The organism is Microbispora sp. H10885 (genome assembly GCF_014161415.1).
Classification (GTDB): domain Bacteria; phylum Actinomycetota; class Actinomycetes; order Streptosporangiales; family Streptosporangiaceae; genus Microbispora; species Microbispora triticiradicis.
Genome location: NZ_JABBWY010000003.1, coordinates 193266 through 218662 on the forward strand (window position 1 = coordinate 193266; position 25397 = coordinate 218662).

The window sequence follows — 25397 nt, forward strand, 5'->3', positions numbered from 1 at the left end:
GGGTGAGCATGGTGCGATGAGTGGGCACGGTGCGGCGAGACGGGTCCGTGAGAGGGGCACCGTGCGGTGAGAGCGCGCTGATACCCGGACGGTCCGGCGGACGTTACTTTCGGACCATGGACCAGATGACCGAGGCGGAGTGGCGCGAGTTCGCGACGGCGGAGACGCGCACGGGCACGCTCGCGATCACCAGGCTGGACGGGCGTCCGCACGCGACCCCCGTCTGGTTCACCCTGGACGGCGGCGACGTGGTCTTCACCACCCATGAGAGCAGCGTCAAGGCCAGGGAACTGCGCCGCGACCCCCGGGCCGCCCTCTGCGTGGACGACCAGCGTCCGCCGTACTCGTTCGTGATGTTCGAGGGCGAGGCGTCGCTGTCGGACGACCTGGACGAGGTGCGGCGGTGGGCGGCCGAGATCGGCGGCCGTTACGTGGGCAAGGAGCAGGCGGAGGAGCTCGGCGAGCGCTACAGCGTCCCCGGCGCCGTCCTCGTGCGCCTGAGCGTGCGCAAGGTCGTCGCGTACAAGGAGATGACGGCCTGACCCTCCTGGCACCAGCGCTTACCCGACCACGCGCGACGCACCGCCGCCGCTTCCGGCGCACAGTGCGATGCATCGGTGTAAGCATGTAACAGGAGGTGCTTGTGAAGATCGGACTGCAGATCCCTGATTTCACCTACCCCGGGGGTCCCGCGACCCTGGGCACGGACCTGGCCGAGATCGCCAGGACGGCCGACGACGCGGGCTTCGCCACTGTCGCGGTGATGGACCACTTCTTCCAGATCGGCGTCGTCGGGCCGACCGAGCACGACATGCTGGAGGCCTACACGACGCTCGGCTACCTGGCCGGGCACACGTCCCGGGCCAAGCTGCTGACGCTCGTCACCGGGACCGTGTACCGCGAGCCCGGGCTGCTCGCGAAGATCGTCACCACGCTCGACGTGCTGTCGGGCGGGCGGGCCTGGCTCGGCATCGGCGCGGCCTGGAACGAGGAGGAGTCGCGCGGCCTGGGCCTGCCGTTCCCGCCGCTGGCCGAGCGGTTCGAACGGCTGGAGGAGACGATCCAGATCTGCCTTCGCATGTGGGGCGGCGACGAGAAGCCCTACGACGGCAGGCACTACCGGCTGGAGCGCCCGCTCAACTCGCCCCAGGCGTTGTCGAGGCCGCACCCGCCGATCCTCGTCGGGGGCGGGGGCGAGAAGAAGACCCTGCGCCTGGTCGCGCGGTACGCCCAGGCGTGCAACCTGTTCCCCACCGCCGACCTGGCCAGGAAGCTCGACGTGCTGCGGGCCCACTGCGACGCCGAGGGCCGCGACTACGACGAGATCGTCAAGACCGTCTACTACCGGTACGACGTGGGGGAGAAGGGGGAGAACGTCCAGCGCGTCATCGACGACCTGGGGCGTTTCGCCGAGCTCGGGTTCAGCGAGGCGCTCGGTGCGGTCGTGGACGTCCACCGGCTGGACCCGCTGCGGATCCTCGGCGAGCGGGTCGTCCCGGTGGCCGCGGCCCTCTGACGCGGAGCGCCGGCCCCGCCGCCCCGGACGGACCCGTACCGACGCCGGCAGGCGTGGTGGAAGACGCCGTGAGGCCGCGGTGCCGGGACGGAACGTCCGATCCCGCACCGCGGCCTCACCGCGCCCCGGGGTCCTCTACTCCTCGTCCCCGGACGCGTCGCCCGTGCCGGGCTCGGCCATGCGGCGGTGCATGGCGGCCTTGGCCCGGTCGGGGGCGATCCTGCTCGCCACGCCCTGGACCTTGTTCGTGAACGAACCGGCGATGACCTTGTCGTCGCCCTTCATCAGCGCGTCGAAGCCCTGCCTGGCGACCTCGGCCGGGTCGTCCTTCGGGCCCGCGCCCACCTTCGTGTCCTGCATGCCCGCCCGCTCGAAGAACTCGGTGTCCGTCGGTCCCGGCATGAGCGAGGTGACGGTGACGCCCGAGTCCTTCAGCTCGTTCCGCAGCGCCTCCGCGAACGAGTGGAGGAACGCCTTGCTGGCCGCGTACACGGCCTCGAACGGCCCCGGCATGAGCGCGGCGATCGAGGAGGTGAACAGGATCCTCCCCGCGCCCCGGGAGGTCATGGCGGCGACGGCGCGCTTGGCCAGGTGGACCGAGGAGACGACGTTCAGCTCGATGAGCCCGAGCTCGGCCTCCAGCGACGTGCCGCGGGCGAACTCGCCGCCCACCCCGACGCCCGCGTTGACCGCCACGGCGTCGAGCGGGCGTCCGACCGCGACGGTCTCCGTCCACAGCCGCTCGACCTCGTCGTACCGCGTGAGGTCGGCGCGTACCGCGATCACCTGCCCGCCGTACTCCCGCAGGGACTCGGCGGCGCTCGCCAGCTCCGCGTCCTCCGCGGTGACCACCACGTCGAAGCCGTGCTGGGCGAACTGCCTGGCGAGCTCGTATCCGATGCCACTGGAGGCGCCCGTCACGAGTGCGAGCTGCCTGTCCGGCGTCGTCATCTGTCCTCCTTGGTTGCTGTTCCGCCCGCCCGGCGCATCGCGTCGACCGCGAGCGCGAGCGTGGCGCCGTACACGACATGGGCCGCGACCATGACGGCCGGACGGCCGGGCGCGGGGTCGTGCGAGGCCGGCGGCAGGATGTTCAGCGCGGGCACCCAGCCCTGGTAGGCGCCCAGCCAGACCAGCAGGGCGTAGCCCACCCCGAGCCGCACCGTGGGCCTCCGGTTCCCGGTCAGCAGGCCGAACGCCGCGCCGGTGGCGGCGCCGAAGCCCAGGTGCGCGAGGGCGCCGAGAGCTTTCTCCCCGCGTTTGGGCCGGTGCCGGTGGCCCGGCAGGGCCGCCCTGACGATGTGCCGGGGCGGCTGGCCCGGCATGAGCCCGGCGCGCTGCCCGGCGAGCATGACCGCGCTCATGGTGAGCGTGGACAGCGCGCCGGCGGCGGCGCCCCGGACGAGTCGGCGGATCACGGAGTCTCCTTCCGGGGGTGTGTCACAGGCGCTGGGAGAGCCGGTCCGCCAGCGCCTCGGGGTCGTCGACCGTCACCGTCAGCCCGGGGTGGCGCAGCAGCCCGGACGGCTCGCCGCCGCGGATCGGCTCGTGGAACCGTACGCACAGGCCCCGGCGGGCGTTCGTGCCGAAGCTGAGCCCGCGGTCGGCGAGCGACACGTGGACCCCGATCACCCGCAGCGGCGAGTAGGGCCCGGTGGTCTCCACGCCCGCGACGTTGGTCAGCGGGGTCTCGACCGCCCAGGGCCCGAAGCGCACGCGCAGTGTGCCGGGCCCTACCAGGACTCCGGCGGTCTCCGGGCGGACGCCCACGACGGACAGCAGGGGAGCGAACCGGGGATCGAAGTCGAACGTGAAACGGCGCGGCGCGCCCGCGCCGGTGTCGTCGGTCATCGCTTCCCCTCCCGCGTCGTGCCAGGGCCGGCGGGCTGGACACCTGCCGCGGTCCTCGCCGCAGAGCCGACATACCCCCATGGGGGGCCTCAAACAGGAGTCGGCTCGCCACCGATGGGGGCCGCGGGGCCTCTTCCGTTCGGCGCAGGAGGAGAAATTTGACACGTTCCAATGAACTATTTCACTGGCGCTCGTTACTTTCCTTGAAATCGTCGAAAGTTAGGACGTGTTATTGACAAAGATGTGAGGCGCAGCTCACACTTCCGAGAGTCGTCGCGTTAACCGTAGATCACCACCTCACCGGGTCGGCGCTCGTGGGGTCGGCGTCCGAAGGCGCGACACTTCTGTCCCGACATAGGAGTGACATGTCCTCACGCACACGATCCGGACTGCGGTCGCGAGCGGCCCTCGCCACCGCTGCGCTTGCGGTGCCGGCCCTGGTGCTCGGCTCCACGGGCCCCGCCGCCGCCGCGGAGTCCGGAGCGGCGCCCGTCCTCGACACGGCCACGTTGTCGCCGATCGCCGAGCCGAACTACAACGGCGCGACGAACACCGCCTACACCCCGTCGACCACCACCGGCGCCGGTGGCTGGTTCATCAACGACGAGGTGACGCTGAACCTGTCCGCGACCGACGACGACGCCGTCGCGTCGTTCGTCGTGACGGTGGGCACGGAGGCCGCCGTCACGGTGCCGGCTGTGCGTAGCGGCAACCGTGGCACGGCCACCTACGTCGTCAAGGGCGACCGCAACAGCACGGTCCGCTACGTCGCGGTCGACGCCGCCGGCAACGCCTCGGCGGCCAAGACGATCAGCGTGCGGATCGACACCAAGCCGCCGGTCGCGGCCTGGCCGGGCGTCTCCGGCGGCAAGGTGGCGCACAGCGCGGCCGCCGCCTCCATCACCCCGACGCGCACCGACCCCACCCCCGGGTCGGGCGGCGCCGCGGTGCGGGACATGTGGATCGACGGCAAGTGGGCCTACCCCCTGCCGCTGGACCCGGCCACCCTGTCCGTCGGCGTGCACACCTGGGCGGTCGCGCTCGGAGACGCCGCCGGCAACGGCGCGAAGTACACCCTGACCTTCCAGATCACCACCTCGGTCGGGGACGTCCGGGCCCTGGTCCAGCGGTACGTCTCCGCCGGCAAGGTCTCGGCGTCGAACGGCGACCGCCTGCTCGCGCTGCTCGCCCAGGCCGACGCCGGCGGCGACGCCGCGGTGTCCGCCCTGACGAGCTTCGGCGCGCTGGCCGCGCAGGTCGTGCCCGAGGGCTACATGCGCGACTCCCTCGTGCAGGACGCCGCCTACCTGGTGGAGGAACTGCGCGGGGTCAAGCACCCCGACGTCGCCACCGGCGTCACCGTGAGCGCGGCGCCGGGCATGGAGCGCGCCCCCTTCCGGCTCCCGACCGCGTCCGTGGTCAACAAGAAGCCGAAGTTCCGGGTCCTCCTCTTCGGCAACCAGCCGGGCGCCTTCCGGCACGAGCACATCCCGCTGACCATGGCCGTGATCCAGGACATGGGCCGGGCCAACAACTTCGACGTCGACGTCTACGACTACCTCAGCCCCGACGTGTCGGTGCCGAACCCGTTCGAGAGCATCGAGCGCCTGTCGAAGTACGACGTGGTCATCGGCGTCTCCAGCGTCGGCAACGGCGTGTTCTCCACGGCCCGCCCCACTCAGGCGGACCCGAACGTCAAGGTCGACGAGCAGGCCGTGCTCAAGCAGTTCGTCAACCAGGGCGGCGGCTTCGTCGCGCTGCACGGCGCCACCGACTCCATGCACGGGTGGGACTGGTACAAGGGCCTGGCCGGCGGCGAGTTCGACAACCACGGCTCCAACGGCAGCGGTCTCCAGAACACCTGTGGGGCCTGCAACATCGGCGAGCTGGTGACCGAGGACGACACCAACCCGGCCACCAGCCAGTTCCCGGAGCGGCTGAAGATCGTCGACGAGCTCTACAACTGGGTCGGCCTGCCGCGCCAGAAGACGCACGTCCTGCAGACACTGAACGAGTCGACGTACGTCGGCAGCATCGGCGCCAGCGCGGGCCGGGTCGAGGGCGCGGACCACCCGATCTCCTGGTGCCAGAACTACGACGGCGGACGCTCCTTCACCCAGGCGCTCCTCCACAACTGGCAGAACACCCTCGACCCGCTGTTCCAGAAGAACATGCTCGAGGGCATCAAGTGGGCCGCGGGCCGGACCGAGGCGAACTGCGTCAGCCACGACGAAGTGCGCAAGCTCGTCGCCGCCGGCACCGCCGACGGTTCCATCGACGCCGGTCTGGCCGCCGACCTGAACCAGGCGCTCACCGCGTCGTACGACGCCTACCTGGTGAAGGACTACGCCGACGCGCTCACGCAGGCGACCACCCTTCGCCGGCTGATCGACTCCAGCCAGGGCGGGCGCGCGCACAGCGTGCTCCGGGACCGGGCCCACGAGCTCGTCACCTGGATGAGGACCCTCGACGGCAAGAGCGTCCACCTGGGCTTCGTGTCCCAGCCGAAGACGACGGCCGTGGGCGCCGGCGAGCTCGCGGTCTTCTCCGCGCCGGCCGAGGGCCGGAACGTCGCCTACCAGTGGCAGGTGAAGTCGCCGGGCTCGGCCGACTGGACCGACATGACCGGCGAGAAGTCCTTCGCCATCGCCGTCACGGCGGCGCCGGAGGTCGCGGACTCCGAGTACCGGGTCCGCATCACCGACCCGACCGGCGAGGTCGTCTCCCGCTCGGCCTCCCTCAAGGTCAGCGGGCGCTGACCCCCTCCCGGTGGCCCGGGCGCGCGACGCACCCGGGCCACCGGCGCCTTTCCGACGAGAACCAGGAGTGATCCATGCGCCAGGCCCTCACCGGGGTCGCACTCGCCGTGACGTCGCTCGCGTTCTGCGCCGGGTGCGGAGGCGCCACCTCCGCCGCCCCCTCCGCCGACGCGTCCGCGGCCGGTGCCGCGAGCGGGCCCGCGGCCGGTACGGCGGGGTCTCCGGTGACGTGCGACCTGCGGCCGCGGACGGCCCCCGGCGAGGTGACCTCCTGGACCCATCCGGCCAAGTCCTTCTACGAACCGTCCGACGAGGACATCCCCACCAGGACGAGCCTCGATCACCTGCTCGTCAAGGACGACGCCCTGGTGATCGAATACTCGGCCCGGCTGCCCGAGGCGTCGCTGAAGGCGCTTCGTGAGTGGACGTACCTGCAGACCGCGACCGTGGCCCTGCCGGGGCCGGACACGCCCGCGGTGCGGGCCGCGATCGCCTCGACCGAACTGGTCTGCGACGGAGTGGACACGGTGCGCCTGTCGGACCTGGCCCGCGACAGGACCTTCGGCCAGGTCGCCGAGCACGGCGAGGCGGGCTGACGATCACGCCGGAATGGGTCCCGCGTCCCGCATTGACGCGCGAATTCCCGTTCCCGCCGAGTGACAAGCCACGCGCGCCTGGTGAGAAACTTATCGGGTGGATACATCGGTCCCAGGCCGCCCCGAAACGAAACTGCAGGCCAGAATACTCACGCGATTACGTGATGCCGGTCCTCGATCCCGCATTGAGCTGGTGGACCACTTCGAAGTGTCGCGTACGACGATGGGGGCGGAACTCGGCCGGCTGACGGCCATGGGCCTTATTGCCGAAATCGGCCCGGCCGCATCCCGCGGAGGGCGGCGTTCGACCGTCATCGATATCGCGGGCGACATCAGATTCGTCGCGATCGCCGTGGACACCGGCGCGGTGTCCGTCGCGATCACCGACGGCAGGCTGCGGATCGTCGCGTTCGAACGCACCGAGTGCGACGTGCGCCAAGGTCCCGAACCGGTGCTCGAACTCGCGGCGGAGCGCGCTCGCGGGCTGCTCGCCAAGGCGGGAGTGGACCGGCCGCTCGGAGTCGGAGTCGGCGTCCCCTGCCCGGTCGACTTCCGCCGCGGAATCACCGTGGCGACGCCGGTCATGCCGGGATGGGACGGATACCCCGTTCGCGATCTTCTCGGCCGGTGGTTCGAATGCCCAGTCGTGCTGGACAACGACGTCAATGTCATGGCACTCGGCGAACAACACGCGGGCGCGGCGCGCACGGTCGAGAACTTCCTGTTCGTCAAAATCGGCGCCGGCGTCGGGTGCGGAATCGTGGCGAAAGGCGAGCTCTATCGCGGCATGGACGGCTGCGCGGGAGACATCGGGCATATCCAGGTCGCCGACTCCGACGCGGTCTGCGCGTGCGGCAACAGCGGATGCCTGGAGGCGACCTTCGGCGGCGAGGCGCTGGCCCGTGACGCCCTCGAAGCGGTCAGGTCGGGGCGTTCGCCCATGCTCGGGGAGCTTCTCGAACGTGACGGAACGCTGAACGCCGCCGCGGTGGCCGAGGCGGTCGCGGCCGGCGACGCGACGTCCCTCCAGCTGGTGCGCACCGGCGGACGGCGCGTGGGCGAGGTGCTGTCGGGCCTGGTGTCGTTCTTCAACCCGAGCCTCATCGTGCTGGGCGGCGGGCTCGCCGTGCTGGGCCACGTCCTGCTCGCCGAGATCCGGAGCGTCATCTACCGGCGCTCGCTGCCCCTGGCGACGAAGAACCTGCCCATCGTGCTGAGCGACGTGGGCGAGCACGCCGCGGTCATCGGCGCGGCCAGGCTCGTGAGCGACGAGGCGTACGGCGTGCCCCGCTGAGGCACCGATCTCTCCCTCGGCGCGCCGTTCGGTCGCGGGCGGGCCGGAGGCGTGCCAGACACACGGAGCCCCGGCTCACAGAGCCGGGGCTCGCGATCGTCCGCCGTACGGCGGCCTGTGTCAGTCGGTGCTGATCGCGTCGACGAGGTCGCCGACGGGCACGTCGGGCAGAGCGCGGGCCACGTCGGCCAGCGCGATGATGCCCACCAGCTTGTTGCCGTCGATGACGGGCAGGCGGCGGACCTTGTGCGAGGCCATCGTGTCGAGGATCTCCGCCGCGTCGTCGTCGGCGCCGATCGTGACGGCCTCGCCCTGGGCGAGATCACCGGCCTGGCACGACTTGGGGTCCTTGCCCCGGGCCAGCACCTTCACGACGATGTCGCGGTCGGTCAGCACGCCCTTGAGCCGGTCGTCGGTGCCGCAGATCGGCAGCGAGCCCACGTCGAGGCGGGCCATCTTCTCGGCGGCGTCGTAGACGGTCTCGTCGGCGCGCACGAACTCCGCCCAGGGAGTCATGATGTCGCGAGCGGTCGTCATGCCTTCTCCTCTCTTCCGTGTGTGTCGGGTGCGGTGTCGGGTGCGGCCGGGAGGCCGGCCGCGGAGCGATGCTCAGATGCGGTCGTGGACCGCGCGGCGGGTCAGCAGGAAGCCGAGGGCGGCCATCCCGAGGCCGAGGAACAGGTGCAGCCAGTTGTCGGCGTTGTTGACCGGGACGAAGTTGGCCGCGCTGTCGTGGCCCACCAGCAGGCCGTAAAGCCACAGCACCAGGTAGACGGCGCCGCCGCCGATCAGGTAGGAGCGGGCGCCCGACCAGGTGCGGGCCAGCGTCACACCGGCCACGCCGAACAGCAGGTGCACGATGTTGTGCAGGATCGACACCTCGAAGACGCCGAGCAGCATGGCGTCGGAGTGGTGCCCGGCGAGCTGCAGCTGGTCCACGTTCCGGGTGATCCCGGGGATGAAGCCCAGGACGCCGACCAGGAGGAACACGACGCCCACGACCAGGGCGGCCGTCTGCACGGGCGTGCGTGCGGTGGTCCTGGAGGAGATGGTGTCCATGACGCCTCCGTTGCCTAGGGGATTCACGCCGCCTACCCGTGACCGCGCCACGTACACGGCCGCCCCCCAAATCGCCCGCGATGGGATTGTTTTGTACCTCCAGGGGTGGCCGCAGGACGTCCTGGACATCTGTGCCGAGCTCGGCCTGACCGGCGCGGTCTTCGTCGGCCACTCGGTGAGCGCGATGATCGGCGCGCTGGCGGCCATCAGGGAGCCGGCGCGCTTCGGGGCGCTGGTGATGGTCGGGCCCTCGCCCCGCTACATCGACGACGAGGGCTACGTCGGCGGCTTCAGCGCGGCCGACATCGAGGAACTGCTGGAGTCCCTCGACAGCAACTACCTCGGCTGGTCCGGCGCCATGGCTCCGGTGATCATGGGCAACCCCGGCCGTCCCGAGCTGGGGGCCGAGCTGACCAACAGCTTCTGCCGGACCGATCCGGAGATCGCCAGGCGGTTCGCGACGGTGACGTTCATGTCCGACAACCGCGCCGACCTGTCCCGGGTGCCGGTGCGGGCGGCGTCGAGGACGACTTCGAGGAGCTCTACGAGCACGCGCCGTGCGGATACCTGTCCACCCTCCCCGACGGGACGATCATCCGGGTCAACCGGACGCTGCTGGAGCTCAGTGGGCGAGCGGGGACGCGGTCGGCGAGATCGGGCGGCCCGGCAACGTCCTCGGCCTGCTGCCCAGGGTCAGGCTCACCGACGTCGACCTCGCCCCCGGCGACGCGGTCCTCTTCTTCACCGACGGCGTCGTCGAGGGACGCAGGGACAAGGAGATGTACGGCGAGGAACGGCTGCGGCGCCTGCTCGGCGCCTCCCGCGCGATGGGGGCGGCGGGAATCGCCGAGGCGATCGTGAACGAGGCCGTCGCCTTCCAGTCCGGGCTGCCCCGCGACGACATCGCCGTCATGGTGCTCAAGATCCCCACCTGACCCCGTCCGTCCGTCCCTGTGGTTCACTGTGGATCATGCGAGGGACACGGGTCCGGGAGGCGCGGGCCGCCGCGGCCCGATGGGTCGCCGCCGAGGCCGCCTCCGCCGCGAACTTCGCCGGGGCCTTCCTGACCGGGTCGGCCGCCTGGGCGGACCCCGGCGCGGTGCTGCCGCCCACGTCGGACGTCGACGTGACGGTGGTCGTCACCGATCCCGTCGCGCCCCCCAAGCTCGGAAAGATCGCGTTCGAGGGGGTGCTCGTGGAGGTCACGTACCTGTCCTGGAACCAGATCGCCTCGGCGGCGGACGTGCTGGCCTCCTGCCACCTGGCGGGCGCCTTCCGCGCCGACGACCCCGCGACCCTGATCGCCGACCCGACCGGACGGCTGGCCCGCCTCCGGGCCGCCGTGTCGGCCGGCTTCGCCGAACGGCGGTGGGTCCGCCTGCGGTGCGAGGACGCCGAGCGCAGGATCACCGGCGGCCTCGCGTCGCTCGACCCGGACCGGCCGTTCCACGACCAGGTCACGGCCTGGCTGTTCCCCGCCGGGATCACGACGCACGTGCTTCTCACCGCCGGTCTGCGCAACCCCACCGTACGGCTGCGCTACCCGGCCGTCCGCGACCTGCTCCAGGCGTACGGCCGGATGGACGTCTACGAGGAACTGCTGGGCCTGCTCGGCTGCGCGCACCTGACCCGCGAGCGGATCGGCGGCCACCTCGCCTCGATGACGAGCGCGTTCGACGCGGCGGCGGCCGTGGCCCGCACGCCGTTCCCCTTCTCCTCCGACATCACCGGGGCGGCCCGGCCGGTGGCCGTCGACGGCAGCCGCGACCTCCTCCTGCGGGGCCTGCACCGCGAGGCCGTCTTCTGGATCGCCGCGACGTACGCCCGGTGCCTGAAGATCCTCGCAGTGGACGCGCCGGGGGAGACGGGGCACGCGGCGGGGTTCGCGGATCTCGCGGCCGACCTGGGCGCCGGGTCGCCTGACGCGCTGCGGCACCGGGCCCGCGAGGTGACGGCCTACCTTCCCCGCCTGCGCGCCATCGCCGAGGAGATCATCGTCGCGAATCCGGCGATCCGCTGACCGGTCAGCCCGACGTGGGCGGCGCGCCCGTGGGCAGCGGGGTCGGCGAACGGGTGGGAGAGGGGGCGGGCGACGGCTCCGGCACTCCTGGCCAGGGGGAGTAGGTCGCCCTCCACTGTCCCGGCGGCAGGATCGGGACGTTCACCCGCGTCTCGCCCCCGTTCTGGAAGCGGAACGTGACGGGGATCGCGGTGCCCGCGGTCAGCGGGCGGGTGAGGCCGGCGAGCAGCACCTGGGGGAGCGCCGTGCCGCCGACGTACCTCCCGCCGGGGATCTCCAGGCCGCCGGCCGGCAGGCGGGCCTCCCGGAAGACGCCGCCGGTGTCCACCGACACGAGCCGGTCGGAGCGCCCGCTCTCGTTCAGCAGCATCAGGTACATCGGCATGTCGGCGCCGGGCGAGGCCGGTGTCTGCGGGCCGATGACGAACGCGTTGCGGAGCAGCAGCCCGGGCAGGTTCGCGTTCGCCCCGTCGTTCTGCGGCATCGTCTGGGTGTACCAGTCCTGCTTGATGTCGGAGCAGGCGGCGGTCAGGGCCACGGCCCCGATGAGAAGAGCTGCCAGGAACTTACGCATGTCGACCTCGGCTCGCTCGCGGAGCGTCTTTCGCCCTCGGTACCCGAAAACGCGCCTCCTACCTCCCGAAACACCCAATCTCCGGCAGCGCCCCTCGGCCCGCCTCTCCAGTCCGCCGGAGTCCTGGGAGTGCATGCAAGTTGCATGCTAGTGTGTGGGGATGGGGATCATTCAGGTTCGAGACGTGCCGGACGGGACCGAGCGCACGCTCAAGGAGAGGGCGGAGCGGGAGGGCAAGTCGCTCACCGCGTATGTGCGTGACCTGCTGAACGAGGAGGCCGCCACCCCCACCCTCGACGAGGTGATGGCGCGGATCGCCGACGACGAGCCGGTGGCGTACGACCCGGACTTCGTGCGTGAGATCCTGCGCGAGGGCCGCCCGTGAGCCTCGTGGTGGACACCTCGATCGTCTTCCGCCTGCTGGCCAACGTGAAAGGCGACGACCTGCTCCGGCAGAGGCTGGCCCGAAAACTGCACGCGCCCGCGCTGATCGACGTCGAGATCGCCAGTGTCGTACGGGGGCATCTGATCGGCAAGCCGGAGGTGCGCATCTCGGAGGCACGGGCTCGGACGATGCTGGAGCGCTACGCGCAGCTCAAGATCGTCCGGCACCCGATGCTGCCGCTGCAGCCCAGGGCACTGGAGCTCCGCGACAACCTCACCGCGTACGACGCGATGTACGTGGCACTCGCCGAGGCGCTGGAGGTCCCGCTTCTCACGGACGACGCCAAGTTCGCCGGATCCACGGGCCATCGGGCGGAGATCCACCGGTATCCCCCGCCGGCGTTGTAGCGGCGGCGGGGGAGGGCGGCGCGGTCAGTAACCGAGGGTACCCAGGTCGGGCTGCTGCCAGCCGCCCTGCGGCACGTCACCCCGGTAGGGCCCGCCGACCACCGGCGGCACGAAGGTCTCCTTGACCGTGCGGACGTTGACCCACCGGATCAGGTTGAAGATCGAGCCCGCCTTGTCGTTGGTGCCCGAGGCCCTGGCCCCGCCGAAGGGCTGCTGCCCGACGACCGCCCCGGTGGGCTTGTCGTTGACGTAGAAGTTGCCCGCCGCGAAGCGCAGCCGCTCCGTGGCCGCCTCCACGGCGTACCGGTCCTGGGCGATGACCGACCCCGTCAGCGCGTACGGGCTGGCACTCTCCATCTGGTCGAGCACGGCGTCGTAGGCGGCGTCGTCGTAGACGTGGACGGCGAGGATCGGGCCGAAGTACTCCTTCACGAAGACCTCGTCGGCCGGGTCGGCGCACTCCAGCACCGCCGGCCGCACGAAGTAGCCGGCCGAGTCGTCGTAGGAGCCGGTCAGGACCTCGATCGAGTCCGTCGAGCGGGCCCGGTCGATCGCCTCGCGGTGCTTGGCGAACGCCCGCGCGTCGATCACCGCGCCCATGAACGTGGACAGGTCGCCCGACACGTCGCCGATGGTGAGCGACTCGGCGGCCGAGACGAAGTCGTCGCGCATGCGCGCCCACAGCGAGCGCGGCACGTACGCCCGGGACGCCGCCGAGCACTTCTGGCCCTGGTACTCGAACGCCCCCCGCAGCAGCGCGGTCGCCAGCGCCCCGGGCTCCGCGGAGGGGTGGGCGAGGACGAAGTCCTTGCCGCCCGTCTCGCCGACGAGCCGCGGGTAGCCGCGGTAGCCCGCGATGTTCTCCCCGACCGTGCGCCACAGGTGCTGGAAGGTGGCCGTCGACCCGGTGAAGTGGATCCCGGCCAGCTCCGGATGCGGCAGCGCGACCTCGGACACGGCCGCGCCGTTGCCCGTGACCATGTTGATCACACCGGGCGGCAGCCCGGCCGCCTCCAGCAGCCGCATCGTGAAGTGCGCCGAGAACTGCTGCGTCGGAGACGGCTTCCACACCACCACGTTGCCCATCAGCGCCGCCGCGGCCGGCAGGTTGGCCGCGATGGAGGTGAAGTTGAACGGTGTGATCGCCAGGACGAAGCCCTCCAGCGGGCGGTACTCCATCCGGTTCCACACCCCCGGCGACGACTGCGGCTGCTCGGCGAGCAGCCGGCGGGCGTAGGAGACGTTGAACCGGAAGAAGTCGATCAGCTCGCAGGCGGCGTCGATCTCGGCCTGCTGCGCCGACTTCGACTGGCCGAGGATGGTCGACGCGTTCAGCGTGGCCCGCCACGGGCCGCTCAGCAGTTCGGCGGCCCGCAGGAAGACCGCCGCGCGCTCCTCGAACGGCAGGGCCCGCCAGCGCGGCGCCGCCTCCAGCGCCGCGTCCACCGCCGCCCGGACGTCGGCCGCGGTCGCGTCGGCCGTACGGCCGAGCACGGCGGCGTGGTTGTGCGGCTGCACGACGTCGATGGGGGCGCCGCCGGCCATGCGCCGCTCGCCGCCGATCGTCATCGTGAGGTCGAGGGACGCCCCGGCCAGCTCCTTGATCCGGGTCTCCAGGGCAGTGCGCTCGGCGCTGCCGGGCCCGTACCCGTGCACCGGCTCGTTCGCCGGCACCGGGACCTCGGTGATCGAATCCATCATCCACCCCTCAGAGCGCGAAGGAAGAAGGCGACGTTGGCCGGGCGCTCGGCGAGGCGGCGCATGAAGTAGCCGTACCAGTCGTCGCCGTAGGGGACGTAGACGCGCACCCGCGACCCGGCCGCGGCCAGCGCCGCCTGCCTGTCGGCCCGGATGCCGTAGAGCATCTGGAACTCGTAGTCGTCCGGGCCGCGCCCGGCGCTCACCGCGAGCGACTCGGCGATCGCCATCAGCCGGTCGTCGTGCGTGGCCACCATGGGATAACCGCTGCCCGCCATCAGCACCCGCAGGCACCGCACGTACGCGCGGTCCACGTCGGTCCTGCGCTGGTGGGCCACGGAGGCGGGTTCGGCGTAGGCGCCCTTCACCAGGCGCACCCGCGACCCGGCGAGGTCGCGGCAGTCGGCCTCGCTGCGGAACAGGTACGCCTGGATCGCGACGCCCGTCTCCGGGAAGTCCTCCCGCAGCGTGCGCAGCGCGCCGAGCGTCGCGTCGACGGTGGTGTGGTCCTCCATGTCCAGGGTGACGGTGGAGCCGCACTCCCGCGCCGCGGCACAGATCTGCCGCGCGTTCTCCAGGGCCAGGCCGGGATCGAGGGCCTGCCCGACGGCCGACAGCTTGACCGACGCCTCGGCGCGGTCCCGAAGGCCGAGTGGCCGCAGCGCCTCCAGCAGCGAGACGTAGGCCTTGGCGGCGGCGACGGCGGCCCCGGAGTCGCGGACCTCCTCGCCCAGATGGTCGATGGTGACGGAGAGCCCCGAACCGGTCAGGCGGCGCGCCGCCTCGACGGCGTCCGCGGCGGACTCCCCGGCCACGAAGCGGTCCACGACCTTGCGCGTGAGCGGGAGGCCCGACACGGCCCGGCGGGCGAGCGGGCTGCGTGAGCCCGCGAGAAGCAGGGAACCGAGCATGGCCACAGGCTAAATCCGCACGTCACCAAAGTTCCACGGACATCCGCCACAGCATTTTTGGACAAATGCACAACAATGTCAGTATGCAAGACATCGTCGATGAGATCTCCCGGCTGCTCGGCGCGTCGGTGACGCTTGAGGACCGATCGTTCAACCTCCTGGCGTACGGCGCGCAGAGCGGGGACATCGACAGCGTCCGGCAGGAGTCGATCCTGCGCAGGCGCGCCTCCGACGAGGTGCGCGCCCACTTCGAGGCGTACGGCATCGCGACGGCGACCGGGCCGGTGCGGATCCCCGGGCTGCCCGGCGTGCTCGGCCGGGTGTGCGTGCCGCTGCGGCACGACGGGGTGACCTACGGATACCTGTGGGCGCTGGAGTCGGGAGAGCTCACCGACGAGCGGCTGGCCGCGGCCGGGCCACTGGTCGGCCGGGTGGCCGCGCTGCTGGCGGCGCAGGCCCGGGGCCGGTACGCCCCGCTGCGCCAGTTCTTCTCCGCCGACCCCGCGGCCCGCGCCGCCGCCGGGGTGATGGCCGAAGGGCCGGTGACGGCCGTCGCGGTCCGGACTCCGGCGCAGGACGCGGGCCTGCCGCCCACCCTGCCGCGGACGCTGCCGCGCGGCGTGCTCGCCGACCCCGACGTGATCGAGCCCGGAACAGGTGGGCCCGGAACAGGGGAACTCGGGGTGGGCGCGTTCGGGACAGGCGGGCCGGAGATCGGTGGGCCGGAGACGGGCGGGGCGGGAACGGGCGAACCGGGGGCGGCCGTGTTCGGGTCTGCCGTGCGGGGGCCGGGCGTGCCGGGGGCGGGAGTGCCGGGCATGGGCGGGGCGGTCCTCGCGATCCTCGCGCCCGCCGCGCAGGCGGCCCGGGTCGCGGGGCTGCTGCACGGCCTGTACGGCCTCGCCGCCGGGATCGGAGGCCCCCGCGACGACCCCCGCGAGGCGTGGGAGAGCTGGCGCGAAGCGCTGCTGGCCCTGCGGGTGGCCGAGCACGCCGAGCGGCACGCCCCGGTCGCCGACTGGGCCACGCTCGGCGTCTACCGGCTGCTGGTCCGGCTGTCCCCGCGCGACCTCGCCGGCCTCGCCGCCGAGTCGGCCGCCCTCACGCCCCGGATCGCGGCCAGCGTCGAGGCGTACCTCGACCACGCGGGCCACGCCGGTGAGACCGCGGCCGCGCTCGGCGTGCACCGGCAGACGCTGTACTACCGGCTCGACAAGGCGAGCCACCTCACCGGGCTCGACCTCGCCGACGGCGAGGACCGCCTGCTGCTCCACCTGTCGCTGAAGGCCGCCGCCCTCCTCGGCGGCGGCTGACCCGCCCGCACCGCCGCGTCCTGCCGTCGCGCCGGTCGTTCCACGTCACGCCGCACGTCGCACCACCGGTCCCGCGCGGCGCCTCCGGTTCCCGAGGCGCCTTCCGCGTCCCGGGCTGAGCCAGGGGTTGGCAGCCGGGGCGCCGCCGGTGGCGTACGCGGCCAGGGCGTCAGCGCTGGGCGGCCCGGTAGACGCGCAGCCAGTCGACGAACAGCGTCCCGCCGCAGGCCGCCGAGCCCTCGCAGACGTTGCGCAGCGACAGGCCCATCCGCTGTGCGGGGACGCGGCCGGTGTGGTCCCAGACCCGGGCGCCGTCCAGCCAGACGCTCACCCGGTCGGGCAGCCAGTCGACGGCGACCGTGTGCCAGCGCGTGAAGTCGGCCCGCAGCGCGCCGTGGGTGCGGTCTCCGCCGTCCACGGTGACGAAGGCGTCGGCCGCCTGCCGGCCCGGGTCGCCGATCGCGGCCAGGCCTATCTCCGCGCCGCCGCCACCCGGCCGCAGCGACACCACCGGGGTGCCCGAGCCCTCCGTGGCGCGCAGGCGCACCTCCCAGCGGCCGTACTGCTGGGTGAGTCTGCCGGCCAGGCCGGTCCCGCCGGTCAGGCGCAGCGCCCCGCCGCCGATGCCGCCCGCTCCGCGCGAGCCGGTGGCCGTCCAGCCGGACGGGTCGAGCTGGTCGCCGAAGTCCTCGGTGAGGACCGGGCCGCTCCACCCGGCCGCCGTGCCGTCGTCGGAGCTCCGCCTCCCCGTGGCGGTCCCGCCCGTCCGGTCGGTGATCACTGGATCGTCGGAGGCGTCGTGCGGCTGGACGATGTCCACCTGCCGGGGGCCGGTGTGCGCCGGCTGGGCGGGGCGCATCGGGTGATCGGTCTCGTCCGAGGTCTTGCCGGTGGTCTTACCGGTGCTCCTGGCCCCCGGCGCGGCCGTGGGCGGGGGCGTCGCCCGCTGGACGACCGACGGGCGCGGCGCCGGACCGGTCGAGGGCGCGGGGTCGCCGAGGCCGACCGGCTCGTCCGCGATCTTCTCGGCGGCCGTCTCCGCGGCCTCGTCGCCCAGTTCGTGCACGGACCGGCCGTCGGCCTCCGCCGAGGCGCCGGAGGAGGTTCTGGAGGTGCCCGTGGAGGCACTGTCGCCCGTGGAGGCCTCGTCGCCGGATCCGGCGGCGCCGGGGCCGGAGGTCCGGGTGGCGCCCGCTCCGGCCGCGTTGGGCGCCGAGCCGGGAAGGTCGGGGGAGGAGGCGGGGGGCCGCGCCGCGGACTCACCGCCCGCGTTGAACACCTTCGTGGAGTCCCCGCTCGAACATGCCGTGGCGGCGACGATGAGCATCGCCGCCGCCACAGCTGAACCAGGTCCATGAAGTGACATGAGCCGAGTTAACCACAGGAATTGACATTTATAACGGGATGGAACTGGTAATGCCGCTTGCCGGTCAGGCGCACGTCTTCTCGTACACGCGGAGCAGTTCCATGCTGATGCGCTCGACCGAATAGCGGGAACGGGCGCGGTCGGCCGCCGCGTACCCGATGGCCGTGCGCAGCGTGGCGTCGCCGAGCAGGCGGCGGATGCGGTGCGCGATCTCCAGCGGGCGGTCGGGCCGGGTCAGGAAACCGGTCACGCCGTCCACCACCGAGTCGAGGTGGGCTCCGGACGCCGAGGCGATGACGGGGATGCCGCACGCCATGGCCTCCAGCGCCGCCGTGCCCGTGGGGACGGTCGGCGGCAGCGACAGCACCAGGTCGACGCTGCGCATGAGCTTGGGCATCGCCGTGTGCGGGACCATGCCGAGCATCTGCACGCGGTCCGCCAGACCGTGCTCGCCCGCGAGGACCCGCAGCCGCTCGATGCTCTGGTCGTCGCCGCCGGCGATCACCAGGTCGGCCTCCGGCACGGCCCGCAGCGCGTGCACCGCGTACTCCGCTCCCACGTGACCCACGTGCAGCAGGCGGGGCCGCTCGCCCCGGGGGAAGGCCGGGCCCTGACGGCGGAAGCGCTCGACGTCGATGCCGTGGGGGACGACCGAGATGTTGCGGCGGGGCACGCCCATCCGGATCAGCTCGGACTCCTCGTCGGCGCAGGCGGCGATGACCGCCCTGGCCCGGCGGCCGATCGCGCACTCCAGCCGGCGCACCGGCGCGGGGGTCCGGCTGTCGTCGTAGTGGCTGTGGAAGGTCTGGGTGACCGGCACGTCCAGGCCCTCCGAGCCCGCGATCGCGGCCAGGCCGCTCGACCACGAGTACGCGTGGATGATGTCCGGCCGGTGCTCCCGCCACCGCTGGGCCAGGCCGGCGCTGAAGTCGGGGATGTAGGGGAGGAGGTCGCTTTCGGACAGCTCCATGTCGGGTCCGGCGGGCACGTGCTCGACGCCGTCGACCTTCGTCCTCGACCGCGTGTAGACGGTCACCCGGTGGCCCCTGGCCAGCTCACGCGCGATGGCGGGCGTGTCGGGAGTAAGTTCGTGCGCGGAGACGATCGCGATATCCATGGCACACCTCAAGACAGGAAGGCGCTTGAAAAGGTGTGCCTGCGTCCTAGGCACGATCGATGTAGATGATGTTTACCTTACTCCGATTCGCGCTAAACACCTAATCGGGAAAAATCATGAGATCTCCCGTGCCCCGGGGATGTCCGGCTCAGCGGGATCGGCGCAGCGTGAGCACGGTGATCTCGTCGACGGCGTGCGTGCCGCAGAAGCCCCGGTGGTCCTCCTCGATCGCCTTGACGACCGTGCTCGGCGGCTGGCCGGCGCAGCGGGCGAGGACCTCGGTGAGCCGATCCTCGCCGTAGTTGTCCCCGGCGGGGCTCTGCGAGCCCACCAGGCCGTCGCTGTAGAGCACCAGCGTCTCCCCGGCCGACAGCGTGAGGTCCTCGGTCGCGGGCACCGATCCCTCCTCGAAGCCCAGCGGCACGCCGCCGCCCTCCGAGAAGCGGACGCCGCCGCCCGGCTGGACCAGCGCCGCCGGGTGGTGGCCCGCGGAGGCCAGCCGCACCTTCCGGCCGCGTACGAAGCCCGCCGCGGCCATCACGAACAGGCCCGTGTTCTGTGCGACGAGCGCGTCGCTGACCTTGCGCAGCGCCTCTCCGGGGTCGTCCTCCCACACGCTCAGCACGCGCAGCCCGTTGCGGACCATCGCGGTCACCGACGCCGCCTCCTCGCCGCGCCCGGCCGCGCTGCCGACGACGAAGCCCCAGCCGTTCTTGACCGGGAACACGTCGTAGAACTCCCCGCCGATCGCCCGCATGCCGGAGCCGGGGTGGTAGACCGCCGCGATCTCGAAGCCGGGGATGTCGGGCAGCGTCCGGGGGAGCACCCCGGTCTGCAAGGTGTCGGCTGCCTGCGAGCGGCGCTGGAAGCCCCGCTGCGCCTGCATCGCCAGGCCGAGGTGCAGGCCCACCTCCTCCAGCAGGCCGAGGTCGGCCAGGCCGAACGGAGGCCGCTCGCGCAGGCGCACCAGCGTGAGCACACCGCGCACCTCCTCCTCGGTCCGGATCGGCACGCTGAGCAGGGAGCCGGCGCGCATCGCCTGCAGCACGTCGCCGCCGAGCAGCGAGTCGTCGCTCAGCATCTCGTGGACGACGCCGCTGTGCGTGGTCAGCACCTGTCCGACGACCGGCGCCGCGGCGGGCGGGGCCTCCTCGACCGTGCGCTGCAGCCGCCCGACCGGCTGGTCGCTCGGCCCGATGACGACCGACCTGACCTGCTCGCCGTCCCTGGCGACGTCCGCGATCACCCAGTCGGCCGTCTCCGCGGCCAGCAGCCGCGCCGCGCGCAGCAGGGCGACCGGCTCGCGCAGGCTCTCCTCGTCGAGCAGCAGCCGGGTGAGCCGCGACAGCAGTTCGTGCCGCCGCGCCGCCGCCAGAAGGTCCGTGTCGTCGGGGACGTCCGCCTCCGCCGCCGGCTCCGGAAGCTGGACCTCCGTCGGCAGCACGACTCCGGCGAGCATCTCCTGCGGCTCGCCCGGCATCCGCAGGCGGCTCAGCACCAGCCGTACGTTGTGGGCGCGGCCCTGGTGTGCCAGACGGGTCGGGAACGAGACGCTGTCCTCGCCGTGCAGCACGGCGGCGAGACGCTGGCGGAACGCCGCGCGGGCGGCCACGTCGATGAGGAGCGGGAAGGCGCGGCCGATGAGGTAGCCGGCCGGGCTGCCGAGCAGGCGGGTGGTCTCGTTGTTGATGCGGCGCACGGTGCCGCCCGTGTCCATGATGATCACGGGGATCGGCAGTGCGCGGAACACCTGGCGCAGCAGCTTCTGCTCGCGCTGACTGCCGCCGTCCCTGCGCCTGCGGCTGCGTGCCACCTCGGCCACGGCCTTGCGCAGCAGCTCCTCCGCGGCGTCCAGCTCGCGTAGCATCGCGGCCGGGTCGGGATCCTCCCGCAGCGTGGCGATGCGGTCGGCGAGCCCGCTCAGCGCGCGCTCGAGTTCGGCGGTGTCGGGCAAGCTGCCCCCCTCTCTCGACGTAGACGCTACCGGATTCGTCCACAGTGCTCCGCGGCCTTCACGCCGGGGTGAAGCGGACTCTATCGACTACCGGGGCGGGAACAGCGATTCGGCGCAGCGGCGGATCGGCGTCACCTGGCCGAGGCGGGACGGTTCTGCTGCTCGACCCACGAGGCGTAGGAGACGAGGACGGCACGTGGTTCGCCGTTCCGCTCCACGATGGTCGCTTCGCCGGTGTAGTGGGCGAGGTCGATGCGGCGGCCCAGGTTGTCCCGGAGTTCCCGGACGCTCATACGTTCAGCCATGGTCCCAACGGTACACTTGGACCCGTGCAGCCCAGGCATGGATTACGCCGCTTGCCGGCGCCCGGCCGGCATGTCGGGCCGGCGTGGATTAACCCCGAACCTATGGGAATGGTCTTTCAACCATGGAGACAACGTCCATCCTCGCGCGTGACCTCGCGGCCCTCGGCCGTGTGACGGAAGGCACGTCCGCGGAGAGCGTCCTGCGCGGGATCACCGAAGCGGTCGCGCGGGGCGTGCCCGGCTGCGCGGGCGGCACCGCCGAGCTGTGGATGGAGGAGCGGGTGCTGCTCGCCGCCTCCCACAGCGAGCTCACCACGCTCATCGACCGCGAGCGCGACCTGCGGGAAGGCCCGTCGAGGGAGGCGCTGACGAGCGGACGCCCGGTGTCGATCCCCGACGTGATGCGCGAGTCGCGCTGGTCCCGTTACGCCGCCACCGCCGTACGGCACGGCGTGCGCTCGGTCCTCGTCGTGCCCGTCGCGGTCGACAACGCCGTCGCGATCATCGGCCTGTACGGCGTGCGTCCCGGCGTCTTCACCTCCGGGGGCTCGCTGATGGCCCTGCTGCGCGAGCAGGTGACCGTGGCGCTGGCCAACATCTGGGAGTTCGACGACGTGCTGACCGGCGCGGCGCAGATGCAGGAGGCGCTGGCCGGCCGCTCGGTGATCGACCAGGCCAAGGGGATCATCATGTCCAAGAGCGGCTGCTCGGCCGAGGAGGCGTTCGAGGAGCTCCGGCGGGTGTCCCAGCACCACCAGGTCAAGGTGGCCGACCTGGCCCGGCTCCTCGTCACCGAGCACCAGCAGAAGCACGGGGGAGCGGCGCCGGAGTGATCACCTGTCCCGACGTTCCCGCGGCCCGGCACGGGCGCTGGGCGGCGGGCCGCCGGCCCTCCGGCGCCCCGCCGGCGCGAACGGCCCAGCGGTGCGAACGGCTCGGGTGGCTCGGGTGGTCCGGCGGTTCAGGCGGCGAACGCGGCCAGGGCCTCGTCGAGCGTGTCGAACAGCGGCAGTCGCTGGGACAGGCCCGTCACCCACATCACCTTGGAGTTCGGGTACTGCACGGAGACCAGCGCGAAGTTGCCGCCCGCGGTGGTGGAGCGCTGCCAGTGATGCACGATCAGGCCGAGCGCCCGGGAGTCCATGAACGTGACGCCGCCCAGGTCGAGGACCATGTCGGGGCCGTGGTCGTCGGCCGCCGCGTCCAGGAAGTCCGAGAACTGATCACGTGTGGTGGCGTCGAGAACGCCGTTCACGTGGATCACCACGATGTCTCCCGCCATGCTCGACGACAGGGACAGCAATCCGTTGTTCGACACCTCGCGCCTCCTCTGCCGCAACATTACTGGCGCGGAAGGGGTGGTGAAACTCCCGACTTTGCGGCAATATACTGAAGCAGAGGTCCAGCAGAGGGCCTCGTCTCGATACTGTAGCGAGGCGTGCCTTCTGCCTGGTCACCCCAGCCGCGTAGGCGCCCTCGCGAGAAGAAATACGAGGGGACTGCGCAGATGGCTGCCGAGGTCCGTGCAGAGACCGCCAGCAATCCGACCGCCGAGGAGCTCCTGGACGAGCTCACCCGGGACGACGTGTCCGAGGCCCGGCGGGAACGCCTCCGTGAAATGATCGTCGAAATGCACCGCCCGATGGCGAGGGACATCGCCCGGCGGTACCTCAATCGGGGCGAGCCGATGGAAGACCTCCTTCAGGCCGCGTACGTCGGCCTCATGAAGGCCATCAACGGCTTCGACCCCACCCTGGGTCACAGCTTCCGCGGGTACGCCATGGTCACCATGACGGGTGAGGTCAAGCGGCACTTCCGCGACCGCACCTGGGCCGTCCGGGTGCCCCGCCTCTACCAGGAGCGCCGCGCCGAGCTGAACCGGCACGTCGCCGACATGACCCAGGAGCTCGGCCGGTTCCCCACCGTCGCCGAACTCGCGAAGAAGATGGGTCTGTCCGAGGAGGACATGCTCCTCACCATGGACGCCTCCGCGGCGTACAGCACCCTCTCCCTGGACGCGCCGATCGGCGCGGACGACGACGCCGCCGCGCTCGGCGACGTGATCCCCGAAGAGGACGACGCGCTCGACACCCTCGTGGACAAGGAAGCGCTGAAGCCTCTCATCGACCTTCTCCCCGAACGGGAGAAGAACATCCTCCTGCTGCGGTTCTACGGCAACATGACGCAGGCCGAGATCGCGGCGGAGTTCGGCATCTCGCAGATGCACGTGTCGCGGATCCTCCGTAAGACCCTCGACCAGCTTCGGGCGGAGCTCGTCGCGGGATGAGGAGATCGCGACGATACCCGGAGCACCGCCTGTGTTCAGGCGGTGCTCCGAGGTATCTTCGTCCTGCCCACAGCCCACAGGTCCTTAGATAGCCCGAATTGGCGGCGGGAGGCGTGTACCGCGTGAAAGATGACGGCGTTCCCGCGCACGTCACCGGAGCGGCGAGGGAGCGTACCTTCTCCTTAGCCGATCTTCCTGATCTGCGGGAGTTCGCCGCCGCCGAGGCGCAGCGCCGCGGCATGCCGGAAGACGCGCTGGGCGATTTCCTCGTGGCGCTCAACGAGGTCGCCACGAACGCGGTCACACACGGGTCGACGAAGGCCCGGCTGGGACTGTGGCGTGAAGGGCCGGCCCTGGTGGTGGCGGTCCACGACGACGGCCGCGAGTGGCGTCCGCCGGCCGTGCCGGGCCACGACCCGCCGCCCGAGAACGCGACCAGCGGCATGGGCCTGTGGGTGGCCCGCCTGCTGAGCGACGACCTCCGCGTCACCGCCGGACCCGGTGGGAGCACCGTGGTGATGCGTTTCCTCCTGGAGTGAGGGTAGGGGACGGCCATGGCTGTCCCACGGATTCTGATCGTCGGCGGCGGATACGTCGGCATGTACACCGCACTGCGCCTGCAGCGCAGACTCCGCCGCGGCGAGGCGCTCGTCACCGTCGCGGACCTCGACTCCTACATGACCTACCAGCCCTTCCTGCCGGAGGCCGCGGCCGGCAACATCGAGGCCCGGCACGTCGTCGTCCCGCTCCGGCGGGTGCTGAACCGGTGCCAGATCCTCAGCGGACGGATCACCCAGGTGCGGCTGGCCGACCGCAAGGCGGAGTTCGAGCCGCACGAGGGACCCGCTCTCACCATCGCGTACGACTACCTGGTCATGGCCCCCGGGTCGATCTCACGGCTCCTGCCGGTGCCCGGCCTGGCCGACAACGGCATCGGGTTCAAGACCATCGAAGAGGCCATCGCGCTGCGCAACCACGTGCTCGGCAGGCTCGACGTGGCCGCCTCCACACCCGACCCCGAGGTCCGGCGCCGGGCGCTGACCTTCGTCTTCGTCGGCGGGGGATACGCCGGGGTGGAGGCCCTGGCGGAGCTGGAGGACATGGCCGCCGACGCCTGCAAGTACTTCGAGGGGATCAGCCGCGCGGACATGCGCTGGGTGCTCGTGGAGGCGACCGACCGGATCCTGCCCGAGGTGGGGCCGGACATGGGCAGGTGGACGGCCCAGCAGTTGCGTGAGCGGGGCATCGAGGTCCGCATGAAGACGATGCTCAAGTCGGCCGAGGGCTGCCACATCGTGCTCAGCGACGGCGAGGAGTTCGACACCGACACCCTCGTCTGGACCGCCGGCGTCAAGCCGCACCCGCTGGTGCGCGCCGGAGACCTGCCGGTCGACGAGAAGGGCCGGGTCAGGGTCGACGCCGCGATGCGCATGCACGGGACCGACTTCGCCTTCGCCGCCGGAGACTGCGCCGCCGTCCCCGACCTCACCCGGCCGGGGGAGTTCTGCCCGCCCAACGCCCAGCACGCCGTACGGCAGGCCAGGACGCTCGCCGACAACGTGCTGGCGACGCTGCGCGGGCAGCCCCGGCGGCCGTACCGGCACAAGTACGCGGGGTCGGTGGCGAGCTTGGGGCTCTACAAGGGCGTCGCGCAGATCTACGGGCGGGAGCTCCGGGGGTTCCCCGCGTGGTTCATGCACCGCACGTACCACCTGACGCGGATGCCGACCTTCAACAAGAAGACCCGGATCCTCATGGACTGGACGCTCGGGATGTTCTTCCCCAGGGAGATCGTGTCGCTGGGGGCCATCGAGGAACCGCGCAAGGAGTTCACCCTGTCGGCCCGCTCCTGAGCGTCGCCGCCTCCGAGCCGCTCACGAGCGGTGCCATGGCGGCTCCATGCCGTCGCCATACCAGCGCCGAACTGGCCTTCCCTACTTTAGGGGTCGTCCCTGGTGAGCGGCTTCGGCCCCCTGGAAGGCGAG

The 25397-nt window shown here is 72.0% G+C and carries 28 protein-coding genes; 14 read left to right on the forward strand and 14 right to left on the reverse strand.

Annotated features, from left to right (window positions below; genetic code table 11):
• The first annotated feature begins 116 nt into the window (after positions 1-116).
• Positions 117-542 carry a PPOX class F420-dependent oxidoreductase gene (locus HHX37_RS09485; protein WP_182885159.1) on the forward strand — a complete coding sequence of 142 codons (426 nt, stop codon included), beginning with the start codon at positions 117-119 and terminating at the stop codon, positions 540-542.
• A gap of 101 nt (positions 543-643) precedes the next feature.
• Positions 644-1516, forward strand: coding sequence for an LLM class F420-dependent oxidoreductase (locus tag HHX37_RS09490; protein WP_117410324.1), 873 nt, complete (start codon positions 644-646; stop codon positions 1514-1516).
• A gap of 135 nt (positions 1517-1651) precedes the next feature.
• Here HHX37_RS09490 and HHX37_RS09495 read toward each other — a convergent pair whose 3' ends face one another.
• Genes HHX37_RS09495 through HHX37_RS09505 form a run of 3 tightly spaced genes read right to left on the reverse strand, consistent with a single transcriptional unit; the run spans position 1652 to position 3367 of the window.
• On the reverse strand, positions 1652-2467 hold the full coding sequence (locus tag HHX37_RS09495) for an SDR family NAD(P)-dependent oxidoreductase (RefSeq protein WP_182878976.1): 816 nt from the start codon (positions 2465-2467) through the stop codon (positions 1652-1654).
• The gene (locus HHX37_RS09500) at positions 2464-2934 is read right to left on the reverse strand and encodes a DUF6789 family protein (protein WP_182885160.1); all 471 of its coding nucleotides are present in this window, start codon (positions 2932-2934) and stop codon (positions 2464-2466) included. The genes HHX37_RS09495 and HHX37_RS09500 overlap by 4 nt, the downstream gene beginning before the upstream one ends.
• A 22-nt stretch (positions 2935-2956) precedes the next feature.
• Complete coding sequence (locus HHX37_RS09505) at positions 2957-3367, reverse strand: hypothetical protein (protein ID WP_182885161.1); 411 nt, start codon at positions 3365-3367, stop codon at positions 2957-2959.
• 365 nt (positions 3368-3732) lie between these two features.
• Between HHX37_RS09505 and HHX37_RS09510 the strand changes: the two genes are divergently transcribed.
• The 3 genes from HHX37_RS09510 to HHX37_RS09520 all read left to right on the forward strand — a co-directional run bounded on the left by HHX37_RS09510 (position 3733) and on the right by HHX37_RS09520 (position 8016).
• Positions 3733-6126 (forward strand): ThuA domain-containing protein, encoded by a 2394-nt coding sequence (locus HHX37_RS09510; protein WP_182878973.1) that lies wholly within the window; start codon positions 3733-3735, stop codon positions 6124-6126.
• A 74-nt stretch (positions 6127-6200) separates the two neighbouring features.
• Complete coding sequence (locus tag HHX37_RS09515) at positions 6201-6722, forward strand: hypothetical protein (RefSeq protein ID WP_182885162.1); 522 nt, start codon at positions 6201-6203, stop codon at positions 6720-6722.
• Between the two features lie 193 nt (positions 6723-6915).
• A complete protein-coding gene (locus tag HHX37_RS09520; RefSeq protein ID WP_244302276.1) occupies positions 6916-8016 on the forward strand; it encodes an ROK family protein in 1101 nt (366 codons plus the stop codon).
• 120 nt (positions 8017-8136) lie between these two features.
• Here HHX37_RS09520 and HHX37_RS09525 read toward each other — a convergent pair whose 3' ends face one another.
• The 3 genes from HHX37_RS09525 to HHX37_RS09535 all read right to left on the reverse strand — a co-directional run bounded on the left by HHX37_RS09525 (position 8137) and on the right by HHX37_RS09535 (position 9627).
• Positions 8137-8553 carry a CBS domain-containing protein gene (locus tag HHX37_RS09525; protein ID WP_117409384.1) on the reverse strand — a complete coding sequence of 139 codons (417 nt, stop codon included), beginning with the start codon at positions 8551-8553 and terminating at the stop codon, positions 8137-8139.
• 72 nt (positions 8554-8625) lie between these two features.
• Entirely contained in the window at positions 8626-9075 is a 450-nt protein-coding gene (locus tag HHX37_RS09530; RefSeq protein ID WP_182885163.1) for a DUF4383 domain-containing protein, read from the reverse strand.
• Positions 9076-9411: 336 nt separating this feature from the next.
• Complete coding sequence (locus HHX37_RS09535; protein ID WP_182885164.1) at positions 9412-9627, reverse strand: hypothetical protein; 216 nt, start codon at positions 9625-9627, stop codon at positions 9412-9414.
• Between the two features lie 5 nt (positions 9628-9632).
• On the opposite strand from HHX37_RS09535, the gene HHX37_RS09540 reads away from it, so the two are divergent.
• Positions 9633-10010, forward strand: coding sequence for a PP2C family protein-serine/threonine phosphatase (locus tag HHX37_RS09540; protein ID WP_182885165.1), 378 nt, complete (start codon positions 9633-9635; stop codon positions 10008-10010).
• A gap of 35 nt (positions 10011-10045) precedes the next feature.
• On the forward strand, positions 10046-11095 hold the full coding sequence (locus HHX37_RS09545) for a hypothetical protein (protein ID WP_182885166.1): 1050 nt from the start codon (positions 10046-10048) through the stop codon (positions 11093-11095).
• A 4-nt stretch (positions 11096-11099) separates the two neighbouring features.
• On the opposite strand, the gene HHX37_RS09550 is transcribed toward HHX37_RS09545, so the two are convergent.
• A complete protein-coding gene (locus HHX37_RS09550) occupies positions 11100-11669 on the reverse strand; it encodes a hypothetical protein (protein WP_182885167.1) in 570 nt (189 codons plus the stop codon).
• A 160-nt stretch (positions 11670-11829) separates the two neighbouring features.
• Between HHX37_RS09550 and HHX37_RS09555 the strand changes: the two genes are divergently transcribed.
• Together HHX37_RS09555 and HHX37_RS09560 are read left to right on the forward strand one after the other, a co-directional pair.
• A complete protein-coding gene (locus HHX37_RS09555; RefSeq protein WP_182878966.1) occupies positions 11830-12054 on the forward strand; it encodes a FitA-like ribbon-helix-helix domain-containing protein in 225 nt (74 codons plus the stop codon).
• Positions 12051-12461, forward strand: coding sequence for a type II toxin-antitoxin system VapC family toxin (locus tag HHX37_RS09560; RefSeq protein ID WP_182878965.1), 411 nt, complete (start codon positions 12051-12053; stop codon positions 12459-12461). Before HHX37_RS09555 ends, HHX37_RS09560 begins: the two co-directional genes overlap by 4 nt.
• A 24-nt stretch (positions 12462-12485) precedes the next feature.
• Here the strand turns inward: HHX37_RS09560 and pruA are convergent, their stop codons facing one another.
• The gene (gene pruA, locus HHX37_RS09565) at positions 12486-14159 is read right to left on the reverse strand and encodes an L-glutamate gamma-semialdehyde dehydrogenase (protein WP_182885168.1); all 1674 of its coding nucleotides are present in this window, start codon (positions 14157-14159) and stop codon (positions 12486-12488) included.
• A complete protein-coding gene (locus HHX37_RS09570; protein WP_182885169.1) occupies positions 14159-15070 on the reverse strand; it encodes a proline dehydrogenase family protein in 912 nt (303 codons plus the stop codon). The genes pruA and HHX37_RS09570 overlap by 1 nt, the downstream gene beginning before the upstream one ends.
• An 83-nt stretch (positions 15071-15153) precedes the next feature.
• On the opposite strand from HHX37_RS09570, the gene HHX37_RS36435 reads away from it, so the two are divergent.
• The gene (locus tag HHX37_RS36435) at positions 15154-16383 is read left to right on the forward strand and encodes a PucR family transcriptional regulator (RefSeq protein WP_182885170.1); all 1230 of its coding nucleotides are present in this window, start codon (positions 15154-15156) and stop codon (positions 16381-16383) included.
• A gap of 169 nt (positions 16384-16552) precedes the next feature.
• On the opposite strand, the gene HHX37_RS09580 is transcribed toward HHX37_RS36435, so the two are convergent.
• From HHX37_RS09580 to HHX37_RS09595, 4 genes are all read right to left on the reverse strand, one after another.
• Positions 16553-17710: a glycoside hydrolase family 16 protein gene (locus tag HHX37_RS09580; protein WP_182885171.1), complete on the reverse strand. Its 1158-nt coding sequence runs from the start codon at positions 17708-17710 to the stop codon at positions 16553-16555.
• Positions 17711-17813: 103 nt separating this feature from the next.
• Positions 17814-18866: a glycosyltransferase gene (locus HHX37_RS09585; RefSeq protein WP_182885172.1), complete on the reverse strand. Its 1053-nt coding sequence runs from the start codon at positions 18864-18866 to the stop codon at positions 17814-17816.
• A gap of 148 nt (positions 18867-19014) precedes the next feature.
• Positions 19015-20820 (reverse strand): SpoIIE family protein phosphatase, encoded by a 1806-nt coding sequence (locus HHX37_RS09590; protein WP_259402977.1) that lies wholly within the window; start codon positions 20818-20820, stop codon positions 19015-19017.
• A 131-nt stretch (positions 20821-20951) separates the two neighbouring features.
• Entirely contained in the window at positions 20952-21125 is a 174-nt protein-coding gene (locus tag HHX37_RS09595; protein ID WP_165900861.1) for a type II toxin-antitoxin system Phd/YefM family antitoxin, read from the reverse strand.
• Positions 21126-21247: 122 nt separating this feature from the next.
• On the opposite strand from HHX37_RS09595, the gene HHX37_RS09600 reads away from it, so the two are divergent.
• Positions 21248-21958: a GAF and ANTAR domain-containing protein gene (locus tag HHX37_RS09600; RefSeq protein WP_117409374.1), complete on the forward strand. Its 711-nt coding sequence runs from the start codon at positions 21248-21250 to the stop codon at positions 21956-21958.
• A gap of 128 nt (positions 21959-22086) precedes the next feature.
• Here HHX37_RS09600 and HHX37_RS09605 read toward each other — a convergent pair whose 3' ends face one another.
• Positions 22087-22443, reverse strand: a complete 357-nt coding sequence (locus HHX37_RS09605) for an STAS domain-containing protein (protein ID WP_310737877.1) — start codon at positions 22441-22443, stop codon at positions 22087-22089.
• A 189-nt stretch (positions 22444-22632) separates the two neighbouring features.
• Between HHX37_RS09605 and HHX37_RS09610 the strand changes: the two genes are divergently transcribed.
• From HHX37_RS09610 to HHX37_RS09620, 3 genes are all read left to right on the forward strand, one after another.
• Positions 22633-23412: a SigB/SigF/SigG family RNA polymerase sigma factor gene (locus HHX37_RS09610; RefSeq protein WP_117409372.1), complete on the forward strand. Its 780-nt coding sequence runs from the start codon at positions 22633-22635 to the stop codon at positions 23410-23412.
• 122 nt (positions 23413-23534) lie between these two features.
• The gene (locus tag HHX37_RS09615) at positions 23535-23951 is read left to right on the forward strand and encodes an ATP-binding protein (protein ID WP_225311330.1); all 417 of its coding nucleotides are present in this window, start codon (positions 23535-23537) and stop codon (positions 23949-23951) included.
• 15 nt (positions 23952-23966) lie between these two features.
• Positions 23967-25265, forward strand: a complete 1299-nt coding sequence (locus tag HHX37_RS09620; protein WP_182877386.1) for an NAD(P)/FAD-dependent oxidoreductase — start codon at positions 23967-23969, stop codon at positions 25263-25265.
• The last annotated feature ends 132 nt before the right edge of the window (positions 25266-25397 follow it).

Bases quoted from the DNA above. Each gene is read 5' to 3' on its own strand.
- HHX37_RS09485 (WP_182885159.1), top strand. From the start codon at position 117: ATGGACCAGATGACCGAGGCGGAGTGGCGCGAGTTCGCGACGGCGGAG.
- HHX37_RS09495 (WP_182878976.1), bottom strand. From the start codon at position 2,467: ATGACGACGCCGGACAGGCAGCTCGCACTCGTGACGGGCGCCTCCAGT.
- HHX37_RS09505 (WP_182885161.1), bottom strand. From the start codon at position 3,367: ATGACCGACGACACCGGCGCGGGCGCGCCGCGCCGTTTCACGTTCGAC.
- HHX37_RS09510 (WP_182878973.1), top strand. From the start codon at position 3,733: ATGTCCTCACGCACACGATCCGGACTGCGGTCGCGAGCGGCCCTCGCC.
- HHX37_RS09515 (WP_182885162.1), top strand. From the start codon at position 6,201: ATGCGCCAGGCCCTCACCGGGGTCGCACTCGCCGTGACGTCGCTCGCG.
- HHX37_RS09525 (WP_117409384.1), bottom strand. From the start codon at position 8,553: ATGACGACCGCTCGCGACATCATGACTCCCTGGGCGGAGTTCGTGCGC.
- HHX37_RS09530 (WP_182885163.1), bottom strand. From the start codon at position 9,075: ATGGACACCATCTCCTCCAGGACCACCGCACGCACGCCCGTGCAGACG.
- HHX37_RS09545 (WP_182885166.1), top strand. From the start codon at position 10,046: ATGCGAGGGACACGGGTCCGGGAGGCGCGGGCCGCCGCGGCCCGATGG.
- HHX37_RS09550 (WP_182885167.1), bottom strand. From the start codon at position 11,669: ATGCGTAAGTTCCTGGCAGCTCTTCTCATCGGGGCCGTGGCCCTGACC.
- HHX37_RS09555 (WP_182878966.1), top strand. From the start codon at position 11,830: ATGGGGATCATTCAGGTTCGAGACGTGCCGGACGGGACCGAGCGCACG.
- pruA (WP_182885168.1), bottom strand. From the start codon at position 14,159: ATGGATTCGATCACCGAGGTCCCGGTGCCGGCGAACGAGCCGGTGCAC.
- HHX37_RS09570 (WP_182885169.1), bottom strand. From the start codon at position 15,070: ATGCTCGGTTCCCTGCTTCTCGCGGGCTCACGCAGCCCGCTCGCCCGC.
- HHX37_RS36435 (WP_182885170.1), top strand. From the start codon at position 15,154: ATGCAAGACATCGTCGATGAGATCTCCCGGCTGCTCGGCGCGTCGGTG.
- HHX37_RS09580 (WP_182885171.1), bottom strand. From the start codon at position 17,710: ATGCTCATCGTCGCCGCCACGGCATGTTCGAGCGGGGACTCCACGAAG.
- HHX37_RS09585 (WP_182885172.1), bottom strand. From the start codon at position 18,866: ATGGATATCGCGATCGTCTCCGCGCACGAACTTACTCCCGACACGCCC.
- HHX37_RS09595 (WP_165900861.1), bottom strand. From the start codon at position 21,125: ATGGCTGAACGTATGAGCGTCCGGGAACTCCGGGACAACCTGGGCCGC.
- HHX37_RS09600 (WP_117409374.1), top strand. From the start codon at position 21,248: ATGGAGACAACGTCCATCCTCGCGCGTGACCTCGCGGCCCTCGGCCGT.
- HHX37_RS09610 (WP_117409372.1), top strand. From the start codon at position 22,633: ATGGCTGCCGAGGTCCGTGCAGAGACCGCCAGCAATCCGACCGCCGAG.
- HHX37_RS09620 (WP_182877386.1), top strand. From the start codon at position 23,967: ATGGCTGTCCCACGGATTCTGATCGTCGGCGGCGGATACGTCGGCATG.